Origin of the sequence: Marinobacter sp. LQ44 (assembly GCF_001447155.2) — a bacterium.
GTDB lineage: Bacteria > Pseudomonadota > Gammaproteobacteria > Pseudomonadales > Oleiphilaceae > Marinobacter.
The window spans coordinates 1,985,395-2,008,659 of record NZ_CP014754.1; the positions used below are offsets into that span (position 1 = coordinate 1,985,395).

The window sequence follows — 23,265 nt, forward strand, 5'->3', positions numbered from 1 at the left end:
ATTCCCACCATGTCCCAACTGCATCGTTTCACGCATTTGCTGCACCTGTTGGAAGTGTGGATCTTCAACAATCCACGCAAGGTGTTGTCGTTAATTGCCATTCTCACCCTGATGTTTGCCCTGCGCATTCCGGGGCTCAAGATTTTCACCGATTTCGCGGACCTGTTGCCGCAACAGCACCCCTACATTGAGCTGCACAACAGCATCAAAGACAGCTTTGGCGGCGCCAACGTGCTGGTGGTTGGTGTTGAATTCGAAGAAGGGGACATTTTCACCAACGAGAACCTGGCGCGGATTGATCGCATTACCCAAGCGGTGGACAGCCTGCCGGGGGTCAACCACAACCTGGTGTCCAGCGTTACCCACCGCAATTCCCGGAAGGTGTGGCTGACGGAAGTCGGCAGCATCAACTCCGAGCCTTACTACGATTCCACCCGGGGCCTGTACTCACCGGAGGCTCTTGAAGCCATGCGTGCGGATGTGGCTGCCAACCCGCGGGTTTACGGCCCCCTGGTGTCACCGGACCTGAAGATGGCCCTGGTGAAAGCCCAGCTGATTGAAGGCCAACTGGACTACGAAACAACCTTCGCCCAACTCCAGCAGCTTCGGGCCAATGAAGCCGCCGAAGGCGTCAATATCTACGCCACCGGCCAACCAGTCTTGGTGGGCTGGGCCTATACCTACATGGATCAGATCCTGCAGATCTTCATTTTCACCGTGCTGACCATGCTGGCCCTTCTGATCTTCCATTTCCGTAAAGCGTACGGTGTGCTCATCCCCCTTGGAGGCGTTCTGGTCTCAACGATTTGGGGGCTTGGGATTATCAGCCTGCTGGGCTACAACCTTGACCCCCTTGGGCTGGTAATCCCCTTTTTGATCGCCGCACGGGCCATGAGCCACGGGGTGCAGCTGGTCGAGCGCTACTACGCCGAAACCCTGGTATTGGGCAGCGGCCCGAAGGCAGCCAAAGCTACCTTCGACAGCCTGTTCCGCCCCGGCTCACTGGGCGTGGTGTCAGATGCCATCGGCCTGTCCCTGATTGCCATTGGCTCGATTCCCCTGAACACCCACCTGGGCATTTACGCGTCCCTGTGGGCGATCACCGTGGTGTTCACGGTGTTGATTGGTGTGCCGCTGCTGCTCTCCATTCTGCCCACCCCGAAAAATCCGGAAATCCGGGAAACCGCATTGCGTCACATTGGTTCCACCTGCTCCCGTACGGTCACCAAACCGGGGGCGGCACGGTTGATACTGGCGTTCGCCGCGGTCGCCATGCTCGGTGGTTTGCTGGCGTCTTCCAATGTGCAGATTGGTGATTCCGAACCAGGCTCTCCAATTCTGTATCCGGACCACGATTACAACCTCTCTTCGAGAATCGTTAACGACCGCTTTCCGGGTTCCGAGGAACTCTACATAGTTGCCGAAACCAGCGAGAACGGCGGTCTGAAGCGGCCGGAAGTGCTGGCGGCACTGTCTGATCTGCAAGCTCACATGCTGCTGGACCCGGAAGTAGGCGGCACCAAAGGCCTGCCAGACCTGATCAAGCAGGTTAACCGCCTGATGCACAACGATGACCCCCGCTGGTACCAGATTCCCCACGATGCCGGCTACGTGGGCGGCCTGATGTTCACCTACATGGCTTCCAGCCCGATTCCCGGTGCCCTGGACGAGTTCAACGATACCGACGACCGTGTTGCCAACCTGGTGTTCTATTACAAGGACCGCCAGGGCGAAACCATTCGCCGCGCCATTCACATGGCCAAAGAGTGGATTGCCGAGAACGGCGACAGCGTGGAAGGCCTGACCATCCGCCTCGCCGGTGGCACCCTGGGTGTGGCCGCCGCCATGAACGAGTCCGCGTTCGAAACCAACGTGATCGTACTGCCACTGGTGTTCCTGCTGATTTTCATCTTCGTGATGCTGTTCTACACCTCCTGGCACGCCGGGCTGATGATGCTGCTGTCGATGCTGTTCGCCACCACGCTGACCTACGCCTACATGGGCATCAAGGGGCTCAGCATTGATATCAACACGGTACCGGTGATTGCCGTTGGCATTGGTGTGGGTATCGATTACTCCATCTACATGATGGATCGCATCCGGGAAGAAATGGCCAAGTGCCAGGATCTGCGAGAGGCCGTGCGTCGGGCCATTTCCACCACCGGTATGGCCATCAGCTTCACCGCGCTGACCCTGATGGCGGGCATCGTGATGTGGGTGATCTTCTCTGACCTGCGTTTCCAGTCCGATGCCGCGTTATTGCTGTGCGTAATGATCATCATCAACGGTCTTGCCGCAATGCTTCTGGTGCCCTCATGGGTGCTGGTCTTCAAGCCACGCTTTATCACCGACGTCTATGCCGACGAAGACGGCATTCTGCATTCGGATCATAGAAAACCGAAATCAACTCCGGCTGCTGCTCCCGCCAGGAAGCAGGAGGACGGATTTGTGCCAGGAGAACCGTACCGGGCGTAAACCGGTACGAAACTCCAAAAAAACCTGTAACGAGGACAAGCCATGCAAATAAAAACAAAAGGCCTGAGGCTCTGGTGCTACACCCTTGCGGGTGGTGCCTGCCTGGCGCTGCTACCAATGACATCCACCGTGGCCGCGGAAGACACCCGCTTTAACGGCTACGTGGAGAACGCAACCTACGGGCGGGAGGGCGTTGGCCTTTCCAAGTTCCGTAACACCCTTCAGTTAGAGGCTCAGAAGCGCGCTGGCGACGTGGGCATCTTCAGTAACGTGCGTTTCAACGCCATCCTGCGGGGTAGTTACGATGGTGTTTATGATCTGAATGATGACGAGTATGGCCGTAATGCCGGCGGGCCGATTCAATTACAGGATCTTGCCCAGGGCTCCGTGCCCCATGGCAGCGGTGTTGGCAGTCCTGCCAGCGCGATTCCCTTGCCCCCAGGAAACACCTTCGGCTTTGACACCACCCAAAACCCGAACGACGGCATGGTGGTTCTGGGCGAACACCTGCACGGGCAGGACAACGGCGTAGCCTTTGGTGTTCCCGTCCGGCCCTGCGACAAGGACGACCGTGGCTGTATCCAGGGCTATCTGGATAAAGATTCAAATGAGATGAGGTTCCAGGAATTCAACGACCGGGCCGACTTCATCCGTGAACTCTACGCCGATTTCGACATTAACTTCTCCAACGGTAATATCCTGAGTACTCGTGTGGGTAAACAGCAGGTGATCTGGGGCCGAACCGACCTGTTCCGGGTGCTCGATGTGATCAACCCGGTCGACTTCTCCCGCAACAACATCTACGACGAACTGGAAGATATCCGGATTCCGATGTGGATGGTTCGTACCGACTACCGCATGGGGCCCACCGAAGTCTTCGACGGCCTGGCGTTTGATGATCTGAACTTCCAGGTGGTCTGGAACTTCGACAAGTTCCGGCCCCATGACATTGGCCAGTGTGGCCAGCCAAATGTGATTCTGGATGCCGGCTGCTTTTTCCGGGGCATGAATAACCTCTGGGAGAATGGTGGCACCGTGGCCAACTTCGCGGGCGCCACTCCTGACGGGGGGCTGGCAACAGACTTCGGCCCTGGCCAGATCGGTATCCGCAAGGCGCACATGCCCAGCTGGAGCCTGTCCAACACCCAGCTTGGTCTGAAGATGGAAGGGGTTTACGGCGATCTTGGCTTCTCGCTGAATGCGCTGACCTACCGTTCACAGCTGCCCTCGCTCCGTGGAGGCATACCCGCCCAGAACGGGTTCACAGGTGAAACCGGCGTTTGGCCGAGCCTGATTGCGTTCGACATTCACTTCCCGCGGGTCAACCTGGTGGGCGGTTCCCTCGATTACTACTCACAAGGCATCGATACCGTATTCCGGGTCGAAACCGCCTATACCTCCGGTGAGGAGTTCGCCAACACCCTCCGTGAACGGCTCTACTCCGAATCCGATGTTCTGCGTTACGTGATCGGTGCCGACAAGAACATCTTCATCCCGGCGCTGAACGAAAGCCAGGCGTTCCTGTTCTCAGGCCAGATCTTTGGTCAGCACATTCTGGATCACGAACGTGAGCAGCGCACCTACGGCGAGGCCGGTATCCCCGACTGGGAACACAACTGGACCGCGACACTGCTGATCAAGGGCTTCTACATGAATGGCCGGCTCAGCCCCCAGCTCATCACCGCCCACGATTTCCGTGCCCAGGCCACCGCCCTGGCACCGTCGGTTGAATGGCTGGTGACCGATCGCTTCAAGCTCACCGCCGGCGGCAACTTCAAGGTGGGCACGGGTGCCCGCAAGTTTGACGACTGCCGCTCCTGTAACCCCTGGGATCCGTTCACACAAACCCCGGGCGTTGTCGGACACCAACCGGGTGAATCCGCAGGTCTCTCCGGCTATGAACCCCTCGGTCGCTTCCAGTCTGGCCCCATCGGCATGGCCCAGAAAGAAGACGAAATTCAGCTGACCGCCCGTTACAGCTTCTGATTACAAGAGGACAGAACCATGAGAACCCTAACCAAACCAACGCTGCTTTCCCGGTGCCTGGCCGCCGGCCTGGCCACCGGCATGCTGGCCTCACTGGCCCATGCCAGTGACGACGTTATCGAGAACTCTTTTTTCCCATATAACGATTCGGTGCCTACGAAAGAGGGCCTGAACACCGGCCTGGTGATCGACCAGTCTAACGTGGCCGAATTCAAAGATGTGATTGACCCGGCCTTCTACACGTTTATCGAGAATGGCTGGACTTCCATCACCGTGGGTGACACCACCTCCTTTGGCCTGAACGAAGGCTACATCGAGGCCACCCGCGCCGCCCTTGGCCAGGTATCGCTGGGTGACCAGGTGGGTGAGATCAACGGCTGGCAAGCCGGCCGCCCGTTCCCGGAAGAGCCGGATGCCAACGACCCGCGCGCTGGCGAGAAGTTGGCGTGGAACTACAAGTACGGTTACAACTGGGGCGACAGCGCCGCCATTTACCCGTTCTACTGGAAGTACCGGGACATGAACTCCGGCAAGCTGGAGCGCACCATCAAGTTCAACTTCCACTTCCTGAACTTCAAGGGTCGGGTAAACCAGGAACCGACGCCGGAAATCACCCCCAACCCGTCTGACCTGTTCCGTGCCATCTACGTGCAGGTACTGGACCCGGCCGATGTGCGCAACACCCAGTTGCTGATTCACCGCGCCGCAGATGACCTCAAGCGCGACAACTCCTGGCTGTACCTGGGCTTCCAGCGCCGGGTTCGTCGCCTGGCCACCGGCCAGGTAACCGATGCCTTCCTCGGCTCAGACCTGATGATCGAGGACTTTGAGGGCTACAACGGCCGAATTTCAGACATGAACTGGACCTACAAAGGCACCCGGAACATGCTGATGCCGTTCTACAACCACAACGACCTGGAACTGGATACCGAGACCCACCAGGACAGCGATGGCTACCAGGTTGTGGCCTTCGGCGGCCAGGGTGGCTGCTTCCCAAACATCACCTGGCAGCTGCGCAAGGTCTACGAAGTGGAATCGGTGCCGGTGGATGACAGCCACCCGCTGTCGCGCCGGGTTCACTACATGGACGCCCAGACCTTCACTATCCCGCGCACGGTGTCTTATGACCGCAAGGGCAGCATGTGGAAAACCTTCACCATTGGTCAGGCGCATCCGGACCATCACCTGCCCAAGAACAAGGGCAGCGGCGTGTCCATCGATGACAGCTTCAGCATGATTGATGTTCAGGCCAGCCACTGCACCACCGGCCAGTTCAAGGGCCAGGTTGACCCGGAGATGTCACCGCCACAAATGTTCAACGTGCAACACATGCGCGCAACAGGCAGCTGATCGGCAAGTCGTAGTTGCTCTCCTTTGGGCCCGCTGTGCGGGCCCCTTTTTCATTTCGGAGGATGAAAAAAGATGTCCCGATATGAACCATTGCCAGGGAACGCGCAGGACCAGGATCAACTTCTGGTACTGACCGATGACAAAGGCAGAATCACTTACGCAAGCAGTGCTTTTTGCCGGCTGAGCGGCTTTGATGAAGACACGCTGAAAGCCGAAGGGTTCAGCCAGCTTCGACACCCGAACATGCCCAAAGGCCCACTGAATGATCTGTGGGAAACCCTGGGACGGAATGACTCCTGGATGGGTATGATCCGGAACCGCAACGCCCGTGGCAACGATCTCTGGCTCGATGCCTTTGTCACCCCAATCTCGGACGAGCACGGTCAGGTTGTCGAATACCAAGCCATTTACCAGGTACCGGACAACGCTACAGTCCTGCGAACCCAGCAGGTTTACCAGGCCCGCGCCAAGGGCAAGCAACCGCTGGCACTGAGACTTCCCAGGCTGGCGCCAGCCACCCAGCAATGGCTGCTGGCAACGCTGTGCTGCAGCCCCGTTTTGATTGCCGGGCTACTGACACAACCCATAGTTTTCGCCGCTTTGTTTACCCTCACCAGCGCGCTGGGTTTTGTTGCATTTTTCCTGCTGAACCGACCTCTTCAGGCGCTGGCCCGGCACTGCCAGGGCATTGTTGACCACCCCATCAAACAACTGGTGTACACCGGCCAGGCCGGCACCGTCGGGCAGATCAAGTTGGCCATGCGACTGGTGGAAACACGACTGAACGTGATGATCGCCCGGGTGCGGGACAGCGGCGGCCAGATAGAAGGCTATGTGGGCCAGGCCAATACACTGCTGCAGGCCAGCACCCAGGCATCCGAACAGCAGCTTTCCGGGTTGAGTACCGTGGCGGCCTCGGTGGAAGAGTTCAGTGCCACCATACGGGAGGTGTCTGAAAGCACCCAGCAGGCGGCTCAGCTGAGCGCTCGCAATCGGGAATCCGGTAACGACAGCGCCCGTTCTGCAGCGGCGGCCCAGGACAGTATCCGCACCCTGGCCCGGGAGCTGGATGAAGCTGGCGAGATTGTCCAGGAACTGGACCAGAACAGTCAGGCCATCGGGCGTATACTGGATGTGATCAATGCCATCGCAGAACAAACCAACCTGCTGGCGCTGAATGCGGCGATTGAAGCCGCCAGGGCAGGTGAAAACGGGCGAGGGTTTGCAGTGGTTGCCGACGAGGTTCGATCCCTGGCCAAACGAACCCAGCAATCCACCGATGAAGTTCGCGAGATGATCAGCGCCCTGCAGGAAGGGTCTGCCCGGGTGGTGGAGTCCATGGAAAAAGGCAAGCGCCAGTCGGCGGCCAGTGTTGAACAGGTATCCGCCAGCGCCGAAGCGCTTCAGGCCATTGTCGCCGGCATTAACGAAAGCGATGGCCTGAACCAGCAAATTGCTGCGGCCACCGAGCAGCAGAGCCAGACCGTCAGCCAGCTAAGCCAGGAGATCCACACCATTCACCAGCTCGCCAGCCAGACCTGCCACCAGCTGGCAGATACGGTAAACGCCGGCGAATCCGTTGGCCACCATGTGTTCCGCCAGAAATTCCTGATCAAACACCTGATGCCCGCCGGTGCCAGCAATGCCCGGCGCGTAAGTCTCAAGGAGAAGGTATCATGACAGAGCAGATCAACCAGGACGTCCATGCTCCCCTCACGGTGGTGGTGTCCCGCCGGGTAAAGAAAGGCCAGGAGTCCGCCTTCGAGCAACTCAGCAGCCAGATGACAGAACGGGCCGCCAGCTTTCCGGGCTACCTGGGGGCCACCATGTTCCGCCCCTCGTCTGCGGAAGACCCGGAATACCGGATTGTCTTCAAGTTCCGCGATAGGGACACCCTGACAGCCTGGGAGGAGTCCCCGGAAAGGGCCGAGTTGCTTGAGCAGATTGAAGCCTTACTGGCCAAGCCCAGCGAACGGGAAGTGACGTCTGGCATCGTGACCTGGTTTACCCTGCCCGGGCAGAACCCGGTCAAACCGCCACCCAAGTGGAAGATGACGTTCGTTAGCTGGCTGGCACTGTATCCCGCCGTTACCCTAGTATTCCTGATCTTCGGAGATTTGCTTGCACAGATCCCGCTGCTGCTCCGCACCATGGCCGTTACTATCGTGGTCATGTTGCTGATGAGTTATGTGCTGATGCCACGAATGACCCGCTGGTTTGCCTTCTGGCTGTTCCCGAAGAAGAACCAGGATGTCCGTTAACGGCGAGAAGGATCTTACCCGGCAATGACCAATCTGCCTGTTAACCGGTCTCAGTGCCTTGCGTTGGCCCTGATTCCGTTATTGTCTGCAGCGTTGCTGTTCAGTCCGGCAGCCGGTTGGTTCGATGGCCCGCAACGGCTCTCGGCGCTGCTGGTGATGGCCGGGCTTGTGCTGTTTGCCACCGGTGCGGTGCCAGAGTTTGTTACCGCCCTGCTGGTGCTGACCCTGGCCATGCTGTTGTCGCTGGCACCCGCCGACGTGGTGTTTTCAGGACTCACCTCGACCGCCTGCTGGCTGATTGTTTCCGGACTGGTGATCGGCATTGCCATCTCGGAAACCGGCCTGGCCCAACGGGTGTCCGACCTGTTTACCCGGCACCTGGATGCCAGCTACACCCGGTTGATCGCCGGCATCGTGGTGATCGGTATTCTGCTGGGCTTTGTGATGCCCTCCTCGGTGGGGCGCATTGTGCTGTTTATTCCCATCGCGCTGACCATCGCCCACAGCTGTGGCTTTGAGCATGGCAGCAATGGCCAGAAAGCCGCTGGCCTGGCGGCGGCCTTTGGCAGCCATCTGCCCACCTTTGCCATTCTGCCCGCCAATGTCCCGAACATGATCATGATTGGCTCTGCCGAGAAGATTCATGGCTGGAGCCCGATGTTCGGGGAATACCTGTTGCTGCACTTCCCGGTGCTCGGCATCCTCAAGGCCATCATGCTGGTGGTTGTGCTGGTGCGATTGTACCCGGACAGCCCGAAACCGGTTCCGAAAGCCGGCCCCCGACAGCCTTTCGATGCCACGGAATCGCGGCTGATGCTGATCATTCTGGTGACGCTCGGGTTCTGGCTGACCGACACCTGGCACCAGATCTCGGCCGCATGGATTGGTCTGGCGGCCGCGACCTTGTTGCTGATGCCCGGCATTGGCATGATCTCCACCCAGAGTTTCAACCAGAAGGTGAACATCAGTTCGATTCTGGTGGTGGCCGGCCTGCTGGGCATTGCCGGGCTGATCAACCATCAGAACATCAGCGGTATTCTGGGTGGGCATGTGCTGGCCTGGCTGCCGCTGGAACCGGGGCGGGATTTCGCCAACTTCCTCACCCTGTCACTGGCCGCGACAGCAACCGGGATGGTAACCACTCTGGCCGGCATTCCGGCAACCCTCACGCCCCTGGCCGGCCCCATGAGCGAAATGACCGGCTTCAGCCTGGAAGCGGTGCTGATGACCCAGGTTCTGGGCTTCTCCACCATCATCTTCACCTACCAGTCCGTACCGTTGATGATGGCCATGCCCCTGGCCGGCATTCCCATGCGCCATGCCGCCCGGTTGTGCCTGATACTGGCCACCCTAACCATCGTGATTCTGTTTCCGCTGGATTACCTGTGGTGGAAGTGGCTGGGGTGGATCTGAGGCGACAGCGCGCCCCAGCCCCGGTTCTGGTTGTCCCTACAGGTGGTTCATCAGTGCCCGCAACTGGGCGTTGTCGGGGTATCGTTGCAACAAGGCTTGGGTCACTTGCCTGGCTCTGTCCTTCTGGTCTAACTGGAACAGTGCAACCGCGTACCGGTAGCCAAACAACCACTGGCCGGGCGTCAGCTCATAGGCCCGTTCCAGATCAGCCAGCGCCGCGGCGTAGTCTTGCAGGCGAATGCGGATCAGCCCCCGCAAGTGAATCAGCTGGGGTTCGTCAGGGCTGTGTTCCAGGGTTTGATCAATGGCCCGGACCGCCTCCAGGTTGCGGTCTCCGGAACGGAGAATATCGGTCAGCAGGATGGCGGCGGGCACATAGCCCCGGTCTTTGGCCAGTGCACGTTTGAGTTGTTGCTCAGCCTTGTAGACATAATCCCCGGCCATCAGGTATCGGGCTTTCAGCACACTGCCCGCGGGCAGGTCTGACTGCATATCAACATAGTACTCGTATTCCCGCTTGACCCCGGCCCAGCGTTCGGAGTCCGGCAGGCTGCCGCTCCACACCATGGATTCAAAGGCCGCCAGCCTGACCGCCAAAGAATCATCAGCCAACCCCTGCTCGGCAAGGCTCCGGACCCGGCCCGTCTCGCCATGCCTGAGCACACGATAGGCGCTCTCGCGGATCACCGCATGATCGCTCTGGGCCAGACGCGCCACCACCGACATGTGCCGGGCCACGAGGGCGTCCCCGTGCTGTTCCAGCAGCGTTGCCCGGCGAATGGCAGGCTCGCCCTCATCGGCCAGATAGGCCAGAACCTCTGCCAGGTTACGTTGCTGAACGTGATGCCAGGTGTCCGGCTGGTAAAGATCCGGATACCAGCTCCCGACGGTGTCCATCGACCAGGCACGATCCCGGTCTGTGTGGCACGCCAGGCAAACATCAGGGCTGCCGGATGCCTTCGACACATCTGGCCGGGGCACCATGAAACTGTGCTCCCGCCGGTCATCGATTCCCATAAACGTGGCTTCGGGCATGTGGCAGCTTACGCACTGCGCACCTTCGCTGTTGCGGGGGTGATGGTGGTGATCCGGGGTATCATAGTCACCGGCGTTGTGGCACTGGGCACAGACACCGTTGCCTTCAATCTTGAGCTTGCCGGTATGGGGGTTATGGCAGTCGCTACAGACCACACCAGCCTGGAACATCTTGCTTTGTTCAAAGGAGCCCAGCACAAACACCTCTTCCCGGACTCGCCCATCAGAGTAATACAGCGGCTGGTCCAGCCGGCTCAGGCTGAACTGGTCGTGTACCTGGCCACCGGCGGAATCCGTCAGGCTGGTGCGCAGGGAATGGCACTGGCCGCAGGTGGCCACCTGTTTGGAACCAGGCTTGGCCCCTTTCAGGCGAGGTGGCTGTTTTCCTTCACTCACCAGCCAGGCCCCCACCGCAGCCAGTTGCACACCGGCGGCCAGGGAGTCTCCGCTTTGCTGCGCAGAGGCATGGTCCAGAGCCGCATCATGGCAAGCGGTGCAACTCACGGCCACGTGCTGCCACTCGGTGTGGTATCGGTCTTCCACCGGGTCGTAGTTACGCTCCAGCCCGGTGGAATGGCAATCGGCGCATTGGTTGTTCCAGTTCTGGTAGATGCCGGTCCAGTGCATGGCATCACCGGGCCGGTTCTGCCCCGGTTCATCCAACCGGAACCAGCGCTGACCGCCGTCGGACTTGCTGCGGGTATCCCAGGCAATGTTGAAAGCCTGAAGGCGGCCATCGCCAATATCAATCAGGTACTGTTGCAGCGGGTAAACCCCGAAGGTGTAGCGGACGGTCCACTGGCGTTTTTCGTCACCCTCCCGGGTGTGAATAACGAATTGCCCGTCTTTCTCCAGGAATTGAACGGCGAGCTCTGAGTCTTGATAGCGGGCGCCGGAGAAATCACCGGCCACCGCCTCCGGGCTGGCTTCCGCCATGGCGACGGCGTGCTGGGAGCGGGACCATTCGGCCACTTCCCCTTCATGGCAATCCACACAAACAGAAGGGTCGGCCACAGCGGTACCGCCGGTCAGCACCAGCAGACCGATGGCTAATAGCCTCCAGCCTCGCTTCATCATATCGTTCAATTCCATGTTACTTCAGCACCCATTTCACCAGATCATAAACCCGAATTCCCGGAATATCCTGCGACCACCCCTGTAAGCCCACGACTTGCAAAGGCTGGCCCAACTTTCGGGATGTGGCCTGCCGCTTGCTTGATTTATGATAAAGATCGCTAAGATCCCATTGGCTGAACACACAAAAACAACGACTCCGCCATGAACGAAAAACAGGTTCCATTCCGATACAACGTGGGTGTGCGCTCTCCCGATTTTGAGGAGGCAAAGGCCTTTATCAATGCCCACATTGAAGACCGCGAGGTTGCCCCTCTGTCTCACAACGGCCGGGCCGAGAACCTGCTAACCTTGCAGCCCGTGGGCAGCAGCTCGCTGTTCGGCGCCATGTGGTCCGAGAAGGTTCACATTCAGTCCGAAACCCAGCAGACCTTTCACGCGGTTCTGGTGCTGTCGGGCAACATCTATTGCAAATCCCTGGATACCAACGTGCCAGCCGACAGCCTGGTGTTGACAGCGCCGGGCAAGCAGGCAGACCTGGTCTGGGAAAAAGGCACCCGGGCCGTGGTGATGAGCCTGGCGCGCCAGAAACTGATCGACACCCTGGGTGTTCCGGACCTCAGCTTTCTCAGGGAAACCAACGCCTTTATCCCCGGCAATCATCAAGACGCCCTGGTGTTGAGAAACGCCATTACCTGCCTGGCGCAACAACACGAAATCTGTCAGGGGCGGATCGACCCGGCGGTTCAGTCCCAGTGGGAAGGCTTGCTGCTGGCACAATTTGCCAACCAGTTGCACCGTGAGGGCCTGGAAAACCCGTCGATACTCCCGGGCCGGATTCGTCTGGCAACGGAATGGATACTGGCGCATATTCGCGAACCCATCTCGGTGTGCGATCTGCTGCGGATCACCGGCGCCAGCCGGCGGTCCCTGGAATCCGGGTTTCGTACCTACCTCAACACCACGCCGGCAAAGTTTATTCTGTGCCACAAACTCAAGGGCGTTCGGGAGTTACTCCGAACCAGCCCCGACATCAACATCGGCGATGCGGCGTTTTCCTACGGATTCAACCACCTGAGTCACTTTACCCGCCAATACCACGAAGCCTTTGGCGAGCTGCCTTCGGAAACCCGACGGCAGTGCCGGGCATCCCGGGTTGTGGTCAGTAAAAAGGCCCGGCTCGATTCGGTTTAATGCCGAATCTCCCCGGGCAAGACGCTTTCAGAGTCAGAAGGTTAGGTTAAAGCCAATGGCGTAATTGGTATCGGTCAAGAGCGCCCCTTGCGGGCTGACAACCGGTTTATCGAACTGCCCGGTCTCTGCCCACACCTTCACCTGAGGGGTGATTCGCTGCTCGAGCTTCAGGGTGTAGACGGAGTTGTCCGCCGCCGAGTAATCGTGATCCTTTTCCTTGTAGCCCACCGCTATGCCAGCACCGCCTTCGGTGATGTACTGAGCAGAGACACCGTAGGAATCAAAATCGGCCTTGCCTTCCGGGTCCAGTGGGTATGGCGCATTCCGGTTGTTTTCCCAGACCGCACCCAGGGCCAAGGAACCCAACTGATAGCTCAGACCAGCCGCGGTGATCAGGTAATCATCCGTGGCAAATGGCGGTAGCTGTTCTTGCACTAGCTGGGTAGTGCCAATGGCAAACCCAAGATTGTCACCCTTGTGCACCAGCCGGACCGAGCGGCCGTCGGCGTCTTTGCCGTTGCTGTCGTTCAGGGTAATGGCTGCAAACACAAGCTTGGTCTTCATAAACCAGGGGGTATGGTAGGCAAAGGTACCTGAGGTCCGGTCCGGCTGGGCGAAGATGCCATCGGGCCGTGGGTCCGCCCGGGACACGTTGTACTCATAGTGGTTGATTGGCCCGTAGATATCCGACCATTGGCCACTGGTGCCCCGGGGCGCCGCCACAAACAACCCATAGCGGGTTGGCAGCCAGAACTTGGCCTCTTTCACATGCACATCGGCTTCACCATCACGGCCGGTGGTGGGGTCATCCGCACTGTTGGCGGCCCAGGCAAGGTCCACCTCAACGGCGTAGTTCAGGTTCAGGCCTTGATCGATGGCCGCTTTGCCTTGCAACCCGAGTTCAAGTTCAAACGCTTCTGCTTCCGCGTCCTTTCCTTCGATCTTCAGGGCACCGGCATTCAGGTTCCCGTAGAAGTTCGGTTTATCCAGCTCGACCGCGAGGGCCGGGGTGGCGGCGACTGCGCATATCGCAGCCGCCAGAAGTGTCTGTTTCAGTTTCATGGCGTATCTCCTGCTTTCTGACATGGGGTCGGGTTACTCAACACACTTGCCGTACAGGCAGGTGGTGAAGCTGTATCCAACTCTCCGCATGTCGGCCGGGTCAGCTGCGATCACGCCATTGCGCTTGACGTACTTGTCCCACTCAGCCAGCAGTTGCTTCAGCTTTTCAGGTTCCTTGCTGGACAGGTCCGTGGTTTCAGTAGGATCAACTGCCAGATTGAAAAGCTGCCACTGGCCCGGGCCATAAGGTGGCTCCATCAGTCGAATTTTCCAGTCACCCATGCGCACCGCAGAACGGCCATAGAGCTCCCATCCAACAACCCGGTTTTCCGGCGCGTTACCGTTCAGGCCGGGCACCATCGAAATGCCTTGAACCTCGAACACTTCCCGGCCCTTGTAAGGGCTGGTAGGAACATCGATACCCGCCAGTTCCAGGAACGTCGGCATGATGTCCATCACATGGAAAAACTCGTGGTTGATTTCGCCGTTGGCGTCTTTGCCCGGCAGGCTGAGGATAGCCGGCACCAGGAAACCGCCCTGGGTTGGGTAGCCTTTCCACATCGGCCAGGGCGTGGCACTCACCTGCCCCCACTGGGCGCCATACCAGATGTAGGAGTCACGACGGCCCATGTTTTCGAAGCTGTTGTCGTACTCAGAGGCAATCCATTCCTTGTTGCGGGGCAACACTTCCGGGCTATTGCCATCTGCGCCGTTATCGGACATGAACATAACCACGGTATTGTCGAGCTTGCCTGCTTTTTCCAGATGGGCGATAACCCGGCCGATGTTCTCGTCCATGTTGTCGACCATGGCGGCGTAGATCTCCATCTTTCGGGCTTCGATCTTGCGCTGCTCATCGGTCAGCTCATCCCAGGTCGGCAGCTGGTCGAAAGGGACGTTGGCCGCCAGTTCATACCCTACCAGCCCCATGTCTTTCATCTTGCCAAGGCGCTGCTGGCGAATGGCCTCATAGCCCTCGTCGTAACGACCCTCGTATTTCCTGATGTAGGAATCCGGCGCCTGTAGGGGCCAATGGGGTGCCGTGAACGACAACACGTGGAAGAACGGCTTGTCGCCGGCCGCGTTAACGTATTCGATGGCTTTGTCGGCGTAGAAGTCGGAGGAGAAGAAGCCATTGGGTGCCTCTACCTGCTTGCCGTTCTCCAGGTAGATGGCTTTCGGATCGACACCGATAATCGCCCGGCCATCGTCAAAGTGGCTGGCGCCGCCCTGAACCAGCACCCAGGATTCGTCGAACCCACGCGCATTGGGGCTCAGCGCTTCAGTCCGGCCAAGATGCCATTTACCGGTGGTGGATGTGTGGTACCCGTTATCCCGCAGCACCTCAGGCAGAGTTACCACCAGATCATTCAGGTGGCCCTCATAGCCTGGCTGCCCTTTCTGTTCCGGCGTCAGCAGCTCGGCCATGTTGCCGATACCGGCGCGGTGATTATCGGTGCCGGAAAACAGCATGGACCGGGTTGGGGAGCAGGTTGGTGCGGTATGGAAGTTGGTCATCCGGATGCCTTCGTTGGCCAGGGCATCCAGGCTCGGGGTTTCAATCTCGCCCCCGAAGGCGCCGATGTCTGAATAGCCCAGGTCATCGGCGATAATCAGCAGGAAGTTGGGTTTTTCAGCCTGGTTGGCCGATGCCAGCGTAGACGCTGCCACCAACCCCAAAGCCAGCCCCAACCGACGAAGCAGCGTGTTGTTTTTGTACATGCTATGCCCTCAATCAGTTCGTTGTTGTGCCACCAGTGTGTGGTCAACTTCATTCTGCTGAGGGTTTATGGGTAGGGGTTATCCCGTATGCGCACGGGTTGTCATAAATGCGCAACATTCTCTGAGACGCAAAATACCCGATTACAATATATAGTGGTGATAGTCGTCCGCCTTGTACGAGGAGTCTTCATGGAACTGCCCGCCTACCTGAAAGTCATGGCCGACAAGGGCGCCTCTGACCTTTTCTTTTCTACCGGTTCACCGGTGATGATGAAGGTCGAGGGCAAAACCGGCCCGATCACCCAGAACCCCCTGGCCTCGGGCGCGGTCCGGCAACTGGCCTATTCGGTGATGAACGACAAGCAGCGGGCCGAGTTCGAGAAGAACCTGGAACTGGACATGGCAGTCGGGGTAAACGAGGTTGGGCGCTTCCGGGTAAATGTGTTCTGGCAACGCGGCGAAGTCAGCATGGTGGTGCGCCATCTGCGCAACGACATTCCCTCTATTGAAAGTCTTGGCCTGCCATCGGTGCTGAAAGAGCTGATTATGGAACCTCGCGGATTGATACTGGTGGTTGGCTCCACCGGCTCCGGTAAATCCACCACCCTGGCCTCGATGATTGACCACCGCAACGGCAACCAGTCTGGCCACATTCTGACGGTGGAAGATCCGATCGAGTACACCCACAACCACAGGCAAAGTGTGGTCAATCAGCGGGAGGTGGGGGTGGACACCCGCTCCTACAACGAAGCCCTGCGCCGGGCCATGCGGGAAGCGCCCGATGTGATCATGATCGGTGAGATCCGCGACCGGGACACCATGAAGCATGCGCTCACCTATGCGGAAACCGGCCACCTGTGCATCTCCACCCTGCACGCCAGCAACGTGGACCACACCATGCGGCGGATTGTGAATTTCTTCCCCGAACACGCCCACAAGGAGCTGTTCATGGATATGAGCATGCACCTGAAAGCGGTGGTGGCCCAGCGTCTGCTGAGGGGCAAAGACGGCAAACGGGTGGTGGCCGTGGAAGTGATGCTTGCCAGCCCCTACATTCGGGATTTGATCTCCAAGGGTGAGATAGATGGGATTGCCGACATCATGACCCGGGGCGGCGAACAGGGCATGAAGACCTTCGACCAAGCCATTCTCGAACTTTACGATCAGGGCAAGATTACCCGGGAAGAAGCCCTCAGCAATGCCAACTCCAGGCACAATCTTGAGGTGAAGATCCGCCTCGCCAGCGGTGGCTTGCAATCGCCCAGCGACCTGCTGAGCATTGACGAAAGCTGAACCCTGGTTGAGTCGGCAGGACAGTGACAATGTCACTGACCCCATTCCCACGGAGCTCTATATTGAGCGGTGACAACCTCAGTCAAGGAGCTCAACCAATGACCAATATTCTCAAGCTTTTCACCCTGGCCGTTCTGGTTACACTGGCACCGATGCACGCGATGGCCACTAGCCACGGCAACAAAAGCAGCGCCGTAGAAGAAGTTCTGGTGATTCTGTCCAGCGACGCCCGCCAAACCCAGGGCATGGCCATGGTGCTGGCCAATACCATGGCGGAAAAAGGCGCCAAGGTGAACTTGCTGCTGTGTGATGAGGCCGGAGACCTGGCCCTGAAATCCTATGAGGGTGAAGCTCTGGCGCCGCGCGGCGTAACGCCCGGCCAAATGCTGCGTGGATTGCTGAAAGCGGGTGGTACCGCCAGTGTTTGCGCTCTCTACTTGCCGAACAGCGACAACAGCAAAGACGACCTGATTGACGGTGTTGGTGTCGCCATGCCGCCGCAGATGGCCGACCAGATGCTGGATCGCAAAATGCGTGTCTTCACGTTCTGAAATGACAAGGACTTCGGGTGCCTTCCTCGGCAGGCACCCGAATAATCAAGGACGATAGATTTTTTCGGGGTTTGCCTTGGTGGTCCAGGGCATACCGGAGTTCTGCCAACCGTTCTGCAGCCGCATGCCCTTCTGGGGGCCTTCTTTCAGAGAGTCACCCTGGAAGCCGTGGTCCACGTACTTCACGTTGCTGAATCCACGCTCCATCAGATACTCGGCACTGGGCTTTCCTCGCGCAGAGCCAGAACGACACATGGTGATGATTAACGCATTCCGGTCCAGCCCCTTTTCAGCCAGCGCGGCATCCACCTCGGCAACAAAATTTTCGTTGATATCCATGGCGAAGACGGCCTTGTCTTCATTGAACCGGGTGCGGTCCACCAACTGAAACGGAATGTTCAGGTCCACCGCATCGGTAAAGCCGATGAACATGATTTCCACCGGGTCTCGCACGTCAATGAACAACACCTGATCGCCCTGCTCCTGGACCATTTCGTGGGTTTCCTGTGGCGTGACTGACAGCGCTTCCTCTGCCTGGGAAGTGGTCACCAGGCCAAAACCGAACAGCAACATCACGAGTAACGATTTCATGGCAATCTCCTGTTTTAGGTCTAGGATTTCTCTTCGAGCATAACGATATAACCGACCATTTGACACCCGCCAAACCGCTTCGTTCAGCGGCGAAATGTCGCAGCTAACCCTGAATATCCCGACAAAAAGTGAAAATTGACAGACATCAATTATGACGCCAACTCTGACCAGTTTTCCGTGATGTTCCCGGTGCGTTTGTTAACTTTGGTTCAGAGAGACCAGACCTATCTCATAAGGAGAGTGAACCATGATGAAACGTCCGTTAACCAAAGCCCTGATTCTGAGTCTGGGCGTAATGGCGGGTTCTGCCGCCGCAGATGACCTGCTGGACCGGGCCAGAAGCACCTTCGAGCCGATTCCCAAATACCCACCTGTGATCGACGGCAACGAGCTGACCCAATCCAAGGTGGAACTGGGCAAGATGCTGTTCTTCGAACCGCGCCTGTCTTCCAGCCATCTGATCAGCTGTAACACTTGCCACAACGTCGGTTTAGGCGGAGATGATTACCTGCCGGTGTCCATTGGTCACGGCTGGCAGAAAGGCCCCCGTAACTCCCCGACGGTATTCAACGCGGTGTTCAACGCAGCACAGTTCTGGGATGGCCGGGCAGCAGACCTTGCCGAGCAGGCCAAGGGCCCGGTTCAGGCTGGCGTGGAAATGAGCAGTACGCCGGAGCGCGTGGTTTCCACACTCAAGAGCATGCCGGAGTATGTTGAGCGCTTCGGCGATGCCTTTCCGGGGCAGGATGGTCCGGTGACATTCGACAACATGGCCGTAGCCATCGAAGCTTTCGAGGCAACGTTGATCACTCCAGACTCTGAATTCGACAAGTACCTGCGTGGCAACACGGCCGCTCTGAATGACAAAGAAAAGGAAGGCCTGGCCCTGTTCATGGACAGAGGCTGCGCCGCTTGTCACAGCGGCGTGAACCTCGGTGGCCAGGAATACTACCCGTTCGGTTTGGTCGAGCGTCCGGGCGGTGCCATTCTGCCTGAGGGCGACCGCGGCCGCTTTGAGGTCACCCAGACAGCCTCCGATGAATATGTATTCCGTGCCTCTCCGCTGCGGAACATTGAGCTGACAGCCCCCTACTTCCACTCTGGCGCCGTCTGGAGCCTTGAGGAAGCGGTTGCGGTTATGGGTACTGCGCAGCTGGGTACAGAGCTGAACGACAGCGAAGTCCAGTCCATTGTTGCCTTCCTCAAGACCCTGACTGGCAACATTCCGGAAATCCGCTACCCGATTATGCCGCCGAGCACAGCCACCACACCTCGCCCCACCGACATGGTGCCTTGATCACCTGACCGGCAGGTGTCTCTAGCAGCGCGCCTCAGGGCGCGCTGTTTCGTTGAGCACCAGGACCATACGAACAAATCCCCACCTTTGTCCTGTTGTGCCAATCCTGATAAGCAAGCTATCGTCTGTTTTTACCTGCAGCAGACGAGGCCCTATGAATCCGACCATCGAACTCCTGAAATCCCATCGCTCCATCCGGAAATTCAAGGATCAGAAGATTCCGCGGGAACTGTTTGAAGACCTGATCCGTGCCGGCCAATGCGCAGCTACCTCCAACCACGTCCAGGCCTACACCATTATTCATGTGGTCAATCCGGAAAGCCGTCGGAAACTGGCAGAACTGGCCGGGGGCCAGACCTATGTGGAAAGCTGCTCGGATTTCCTGGTGTTCTGCGCCGATATGAAGCGGGCGACCGAATCGGCAGCGAAAGCCGGTGCGGAGGTGATTCGAGGCATGACTGAGCAACTTCTGGTGGCCAGCATTGATACCGCCCTGATTGCGCAGAATGTGGTGGTGGCGGCTGAATCGGAAGGACTGGGCATCTGCTACATTGGCGGTATTCGCAACAACCCGCAGGAAGTGAGCAATCTGCTCAAATTACCGGAACATGTGTACCCGGTGTTTGGCCTGTGCCTTGGCTATCCGGACCAGCAACCGGAAGTGAAGCCGCGCCTGCCCCTGGCAGCCATTCTCAAGGAAGACAGCTACGACGACTCAACTGACGAGCGGCTGGTCGCCAGCTTCGACGATACAATGGCCCGCTATTACCGCGAGCGCACCGGCGGCAACAAAGACACCAGCTGGTCCGAACAGCTCAAGCCGCTGTTTACCAGCAAGCTCCGGCCGCACATGAAGGAGTTCCTGAATAAAAGAGGCTTCGGCCTGAAATAGGTCGGTTTTTTCGATCCTTTAATACCAAGAAACACGATTTTTACGAACCGGACGTTCGACTAAAGTATGCACCCTTTTATTCGTTTGCTACCGAAAGGGTCATACTATGGCGAGCTTCGATACAGATGTACTTCTGATTGGCGGCGGCGTAATGAGCATTACGCTGGCGTCTCTTATTTCACAGCTGGACAGCTCGCGCTCGATGACACTGGTCGAGCAGGGCCGGCAATTGGCCGGCGAAAGCTCCGACGCCTGGAACAATGCCGGAACCGGTCACGCCGGCTACTGCGAGCTCAACTATACCCCGGCACAGGGTGATGGTAGCGTCGCCATTGACCGGGCTCTGGCCATCAATGAACGGTTTGAAATATCCCTTCAATTCTGGAGTTCACTCGTCGAAAAAGGCCTGCTGCCGGGGCCTGACGACTTTATCCGCAGCGTTCCTCACCTCAGCTGGGTGCAAGGCCAGGACGACTGCCGGTTCCTGCGCGCCAGGCACCGCGCATTGCAGGCTCACCCACTTTTCCAGGGTATGGAATTCACCGATCAGGATTCGACACTCTCAGACTGGCTGCCTCTGATCCACGGAGCGCAGCAAACATTCCCACCCTCGGCAGCCACCCGCGTACCGCATGGCAGTGATGTCAATTTCGGCTCGCTGACCCGCCTGCTGGGGCGTTCACTCACCCAGTCCGGGGCCTGCGATATCCGCCTTCAGCGCCGGGTGACGGGACTTCAACGTCACAACCGCGGATGGCGGGTGACGCTTGCCAATCATGAGAGTGGCGAACAACAGGTTCTCACGGCCCGCTTTGTCTTTATCGGCGCCGGTGGCGCCGCGCTGCCCCTGTTGCAAAAAGCGGGGGTTCAGGAAGCCCGCGGGTATGGCGGCTTCCCCGTTTCCGGACTATGGCTGGCTTGCAATGACCAGAGCCTGGCGCTCCAGCACAACGCCAAAGTCTACAGTCAGGCCCCGGTGGGTGCTCCGCCCATGTCTGTTCCGCACCTCGATACCCGTTTTATCAACGGTAAGGCTGCTCTGCTGTTCGGTCCCTTCGCCGGTTTCACAACACGCTTTCTCAAAGAAGGTGGCGTGATGGATCTGGTTCGGTCAGTAAGACACCACAACCTGAAGCCGCTGCTTGATGTGGCTATCCACAACTGGCCACTGACCCGCTATCTGATCAAGGAGTCGCTCAGCCCGAAATCATCGCGCCTTGAGCAACTGCAGCGTTTTATCCCGGACATTGATCCCGACGCCTGGGAGCTGGTGAAAGCCGGGCAACGGGTGCAGATCATTAAACCCGATAGCCAAGGCCGCGGTTCACTGGAGTTCGGCACGGAAGTCCTGAGCACCAGCGATGGCAGTCTGGCAGCGCTGCTGGGCGCCTCCCCCGGCGCGTCCACCTGCGTCGCCGCCATGCTCGATGTGATAGAGCGCTGCCTGCCCGAACTGGTTCAGGGCGCCTCCCTACAAACCCTTCAGGCACTGATCCCCAGCTACGGCCAGTCGCTGCAGCAGGATCACCAGCTTCTGGCAGACATCCGCAAGCACACCCTCAGTACCCTGGCATTGGGTAATGGCATGGAAAACACTCAAACTGAACGGAGCCTTTACGCATGATGATTGGCATACCCCGAGAGCGAGTCCCGAATGAGAACAGGGTCGCTATCATACCCACCGGTGTTTCGACGCTGCTCGAAGCTGGCTACGAAGTCATCGTCGAGAGCGGCGCTGGATTGGCCGCACACTTTACCGATGACGATTATCGCCATGCCGGCGCAATCATCGCTGACGATGCCAGTGCCCTGTATCGGCAAGCATCCGTCATTCTGAAAGTGCTGGCCCCCACCCTCGAGGAAGCCGATCTTATTCAGGAAGAGAGTACGATCATCAGCTTGCTGAACCCATGGTTCAACAAGCCACTTCTGGAGCGGTTTGCGTCCAGAAAAGTACAGGCATTTGCGCTAGACCTCGTGCCCAGAACAACCCGGGCGCAGCCGATGGATGTGCTGAGTGCCATGGCCGGCATCAGTGGCTATCGAGCCGTGCTCAGCGGCGCCATGGCACTGCCACGATACTTCCCGATGCTGATGACCGCCGCCGGCACCATTCACCCGGCCCGGGTGCTTGTCATCGGTGCCGGCGTCGCCGGATTGATGGCCATCGCTACCGCGCGGCGCCTGGGCGCCGTCGTCGAGGCTTACGATCTGCGACCAGAAGTAAAAGAGCAGGTTCAGAGCCTGGGAGCCGATTTTATCGAAATTCAGGTGCCATCATCGGAGACCTCCGGCGACAGCGGCTATGCAAAAGCCCAGAGCGAAGCCTTCTATACAGCACAGCGCCAGCAACTGGCAGATTGTGTTGCACGGGCGGATATGGTGGTCACGACCGCGGCGGTTCCAGGCAAACAGGCACCGAAACTGATTAACAGCGACATGATTCATCGCATGAAGAGTGGCTCGGTGATTGTCGACCTGGTGGCCGATAAAGGTGGCAACGTAGAGGGCACCGTGCTGAATAAAAAAATCGTGGTGGATGGGGTAACACTTGTCGGGCACGCCAACCACCCTTCCCGGGTGCCGGTTCATGCCTCTCAACTGCTGACCAGGAACATAACCGCCTTCCTTCTCAACATGACCAAAGCCGGGCAGCTTGTCCCCAACTTTGACGACGACATTGTGTCCGCAACCCTGGTCACCCAGGGCGGACAGGTGCTTCACGGCGCTGAGCCTTCCGCCCCAAAAAACGAACCCACCGAAAGCAAGGAAACCGCCTGATGGAACTGTTTGTTCTCAGCTTCACCATTTTCATTCTGGCACTGTTTGTTGGCATTGAACTGATCAACAAGGTGCCACCAACACTCCACACGCCATTGATGAGTGGCACCAACGCCATTTCCGGGATCGTCATCGTGGGCGCCATCATCAGCGCTGGCAGCTCGGACCTCTCTCCCAATGTTGCCGGCGTACTCGGCTTTATCGCCGTGACTCTGGCAAGCATCAACATTGTAGCCGGCTTTATGGTTACAGATCGCATGCTGAATATGTTTAAGCGAAAGGGATAAT

18 protein-coding genes are annotated in these 23,265 nt (G+C 58.5%); 14 read left to right on the plus strand and 4 right to left on the minus strand.

Annotated features, from left to right (window positions below):
• Positions 1-9 precede the first annotated feature (9 nt).
• From ASQ50_RS09280 to ASQ50_RS09305, 6 genes are all read left to right on the plus strand, one after another.
• Complete coding sequence (locus ASQ50_RS09280) at positions 10-2,475, plus strand: efflux RND transporter permease subunit (protein WP_058092978.1); 2,466 nt, start codon at positions 10-12, stop codon at positions 2,473-2,475.
• A 42-nt stretch (positions 2,476-2,517) separates the two neighbouring features.
• Positions 2,518-4,461 (plus strand): DUF1302 family protein, encoded by a 1,944-nt coding sequence (locus ASQ50_RS09285; protein WP_058092979.1) that lies wholly within the window; start codon positions 2,518-2,520, stop codon positions 4,459-4,461.
• Positions 4,462-4,479: 18 nt separating this feature from the next.
• Complete coding sequence (locus ASQ50_RS09290) at positions 4,480-5,811, plus strand: DUF1329 domain-containing protein (RefSeq protein WP_058092980.1); 1,332 nt, start codon at positions 4,480-4,482, stop codon at positions 5,809-5,811.
• 72 nt (positions 5,812-5,883) lie between these two features.
• The gene (locus tag ASQ50_RS09295) at positions 5,884-7,491 is read left to right on the plus strand and encodes a PAS domain-containing methyl-accepting chemotaxis protein (protein WP_058092981.1); all 1,608 of its coding nucleotides are present in this window, start codon (positions 5,884-5,886) and stop codon (positions 7,489-7,491) included.
• Positions 7,488-8,072, plus strand: a complete 585-nt coding sequence (locus ASQ50_RS09300) for an antibiotic biosynthesis monooxygenase (RefSeq protein WP_058092982.1) — start codon at positions 7,488-7,490, stop codon at positions 8,070-8,072. Before ASQ50_RS09295 ends, ASQ50_RS09300 begins: the two co-directional genes overlap by 4 nt.
• 24 nt (positions 8,073-8,096) lie before the next feature.
• Entirely contained in the window at positions 8,097-9,485 is a 1,389-nt protein-coding gene (locus ASQ50_RS09305; protein ID WP_058092983.1) for an SLC13 family permease, read from the plus strand.
• A 36-nt stretch (positions 9,486-9,521) separates the two neighbouring features.
• Here ASQ50_RS09305 and ASQ50_RS09310 read toward each other — a convergent pair whose 3' ends face one another.
• Positions 9,522-11,612 (minus strand): tetratricopeptide repeat protein, encoded by a 2,091-nt coding sequence (locus tag ASQ50_RS09310; RefSeq protein ID WP_082888465.1) that lies wholly within the window; start codon positions 11,610-11,612, stop codon positions 9,522-9,524.
• Between the two features lie 186 nt (positions 11,613-11,798).
• On the opposite strand from ASQ50_RS09310, the gene ASQ50_RS09315 reads away from it, so the two are divergent.
• A complete protein-coding gene (locus tag ASQ50_RS09315; protein ID WP_058092985.1) occupies positions 11,799-12,788 on the plus strand; it encodes a helix-turn-helix domain-containing protein in 990 nt (329 codons plus the stop codon).
• Between the two features lie 33 nt (positions 12,789-12,821).
• Here the strand turns inward: ASQ50_RS09315 and ASQ50_RS09320 are convergent, their stop codons facing one another.
• Together ASQ50_RS09320 and ASQ50_RS09325 are read right to left on the minus strand one after the other, a co-directional pair.
• On the minus strand, positions 12,822-13,850 hold the full coding sequence (locus ASQ50_RS09320; RefSeq protein ID WP_058092986.1) for a porin: 1,029 nt from the start codon (positions 13,848-13,850) through the stop codon (positions 12,822-12,824).
• A gap of 33 nt (positions 13,851-13,883) precedes the next feature.
• Complete coding sequence (locus ASQ50_RS09325; RefSeq protein WP_058092987.1) at positions 13,884-15,572, minus strand: arylsulfatase; 1,689 nt, start codon at positions 15,570-15,572, stop codon at positions 13,884-13,886.
• A gap of 189 nt (positions 15,573-15,761) precedes the next feature.
• On the opposite strand from ASQ50_RS09325, the gene ASQ50_RS09330 reads away from it, so the two are divergent.
• Both ASQ50_RS09330 and ASQ50_RS09335 read left to right on the plus strand, forming a co-directional pair.
• Positions 15,762-16,865 (plus strand): PilT/PilU family type 4a pilus ATPase, encoded by a 1,104-nt coding sequence (locus tag ASQ50_RS09330; RefSeq protein WP_058092988.1) that lies wholly within the window; start codon positions 15,762-15,764, stop codon positions 16,863-16,865.
• 98 nt (positions 16,866-16,963) lie between these two features.
• Positions 16,964-17,416, plus strand: coding sequence for a hypothetical protein (locus tag ASQ50_RS09335; protein ID WP_156509994.1), 453 nt, complete (start codon positions 16,964-16,966; stop codon positions 17,414-17,416).
• 45 nt (positions 17,417-17,461) lie between these two features.
• Here ASQ50_RS09335 and ASQ50_RS09340 read toward each other — a convergent pair whose 3' ends face one another.
• Positions 17,462-18,007 carry a rhodanese-like domain-containing protein gene (locus tag ASQ50_RS09340; RefSeq protein ID WP_058092989.1) on the minus strand — a complete coding sequence of 182 codons (546 nt, stop codon included), beginning with the start codon at positions 18,005-18,007 and terminating at the stop codon, positions 17,462-17,464.
• Positions 18,008-18,254: 247 nt separating this feature from the next.
• Here ASQ50_RS09340 and ASQ50_RS09345 point away from each other — a divergent pair, with 247 nt between their 5' ends.
• The 5 genes from ASQ50_RS09345 to ASQ50_RS09365 all read left to right on the plus strand — a co-directional run bounded on the left by ASQ50_RS09345 (position 18,255) and on the right by ASQ50_RS09365 (position 23,264).
• On the plus strand, positions 18,255-19,304 hold the full coding sequence (locus ASQ50_RS09345) for a cytochrome-c peroxidase (protein ID WP_058092990.1): 1,050 nt from the start codon (positions 18,255-18,257) through the stop codon (positions 19,302-19,304).
• A gap of 154 nt (positions 19,305-19,458) precedes the next feature.
• Complete coding sequence (gene nfsA / locus ASQ50_RS09350; RefSeq protein ID WP_058092991.1) at positions 19,459-20,196, plus strand: oxygen-insensitive NADPH nitroreductase; 738 nt, start codon at positions 19,459-19,461, stop codon at positions 20,194-20,196.
• A gap of 106 nt (positions 20,197-20,302) precedes the next feature.
• Positions 20,303-21,820 carry a malate dehydrogenase (quinone) gene (gene mqo / locus ASQ50_RS09355; protein WP_058092992.1) on the plus strand — a complete coding sequence of 506 codons (1,518 nt, stop codon included), beginning with the start codon at positions 20,303-20,305 and terminating at the stop codon, positions 21,818-21,820.
• Entirely contained in the window at positions 21,817-22,977 is a 1,161-nt protein-coding gene (locus ASQ50_RS09360; RefSeq protein ID WP_058092993.1) for a Re/Si-specific NAD(P)(+) transhydrogenase subunit alpha, read from the plus strand. Before mqo ends, ASQ50_RS09360 begins: the two co-directional genes overlap by 4 nt.
• A complete protein-coding gene (locus ASQ50_RS09365; RefSeq protein WP_058092994.1) occupies positions 22,977-23,264 on the plus strand; it encodes an NAD(P) transhydrogenase subunit alpha in 288 nt (95 codons plus the stop codon). The genes ASQ50_RS09360 and ASQ50_RS09365 overlap by 1 nt, the downstream gene beginning before the upstream one ends.
• Position 23,265: the final 1 nt, after the last annotated feature.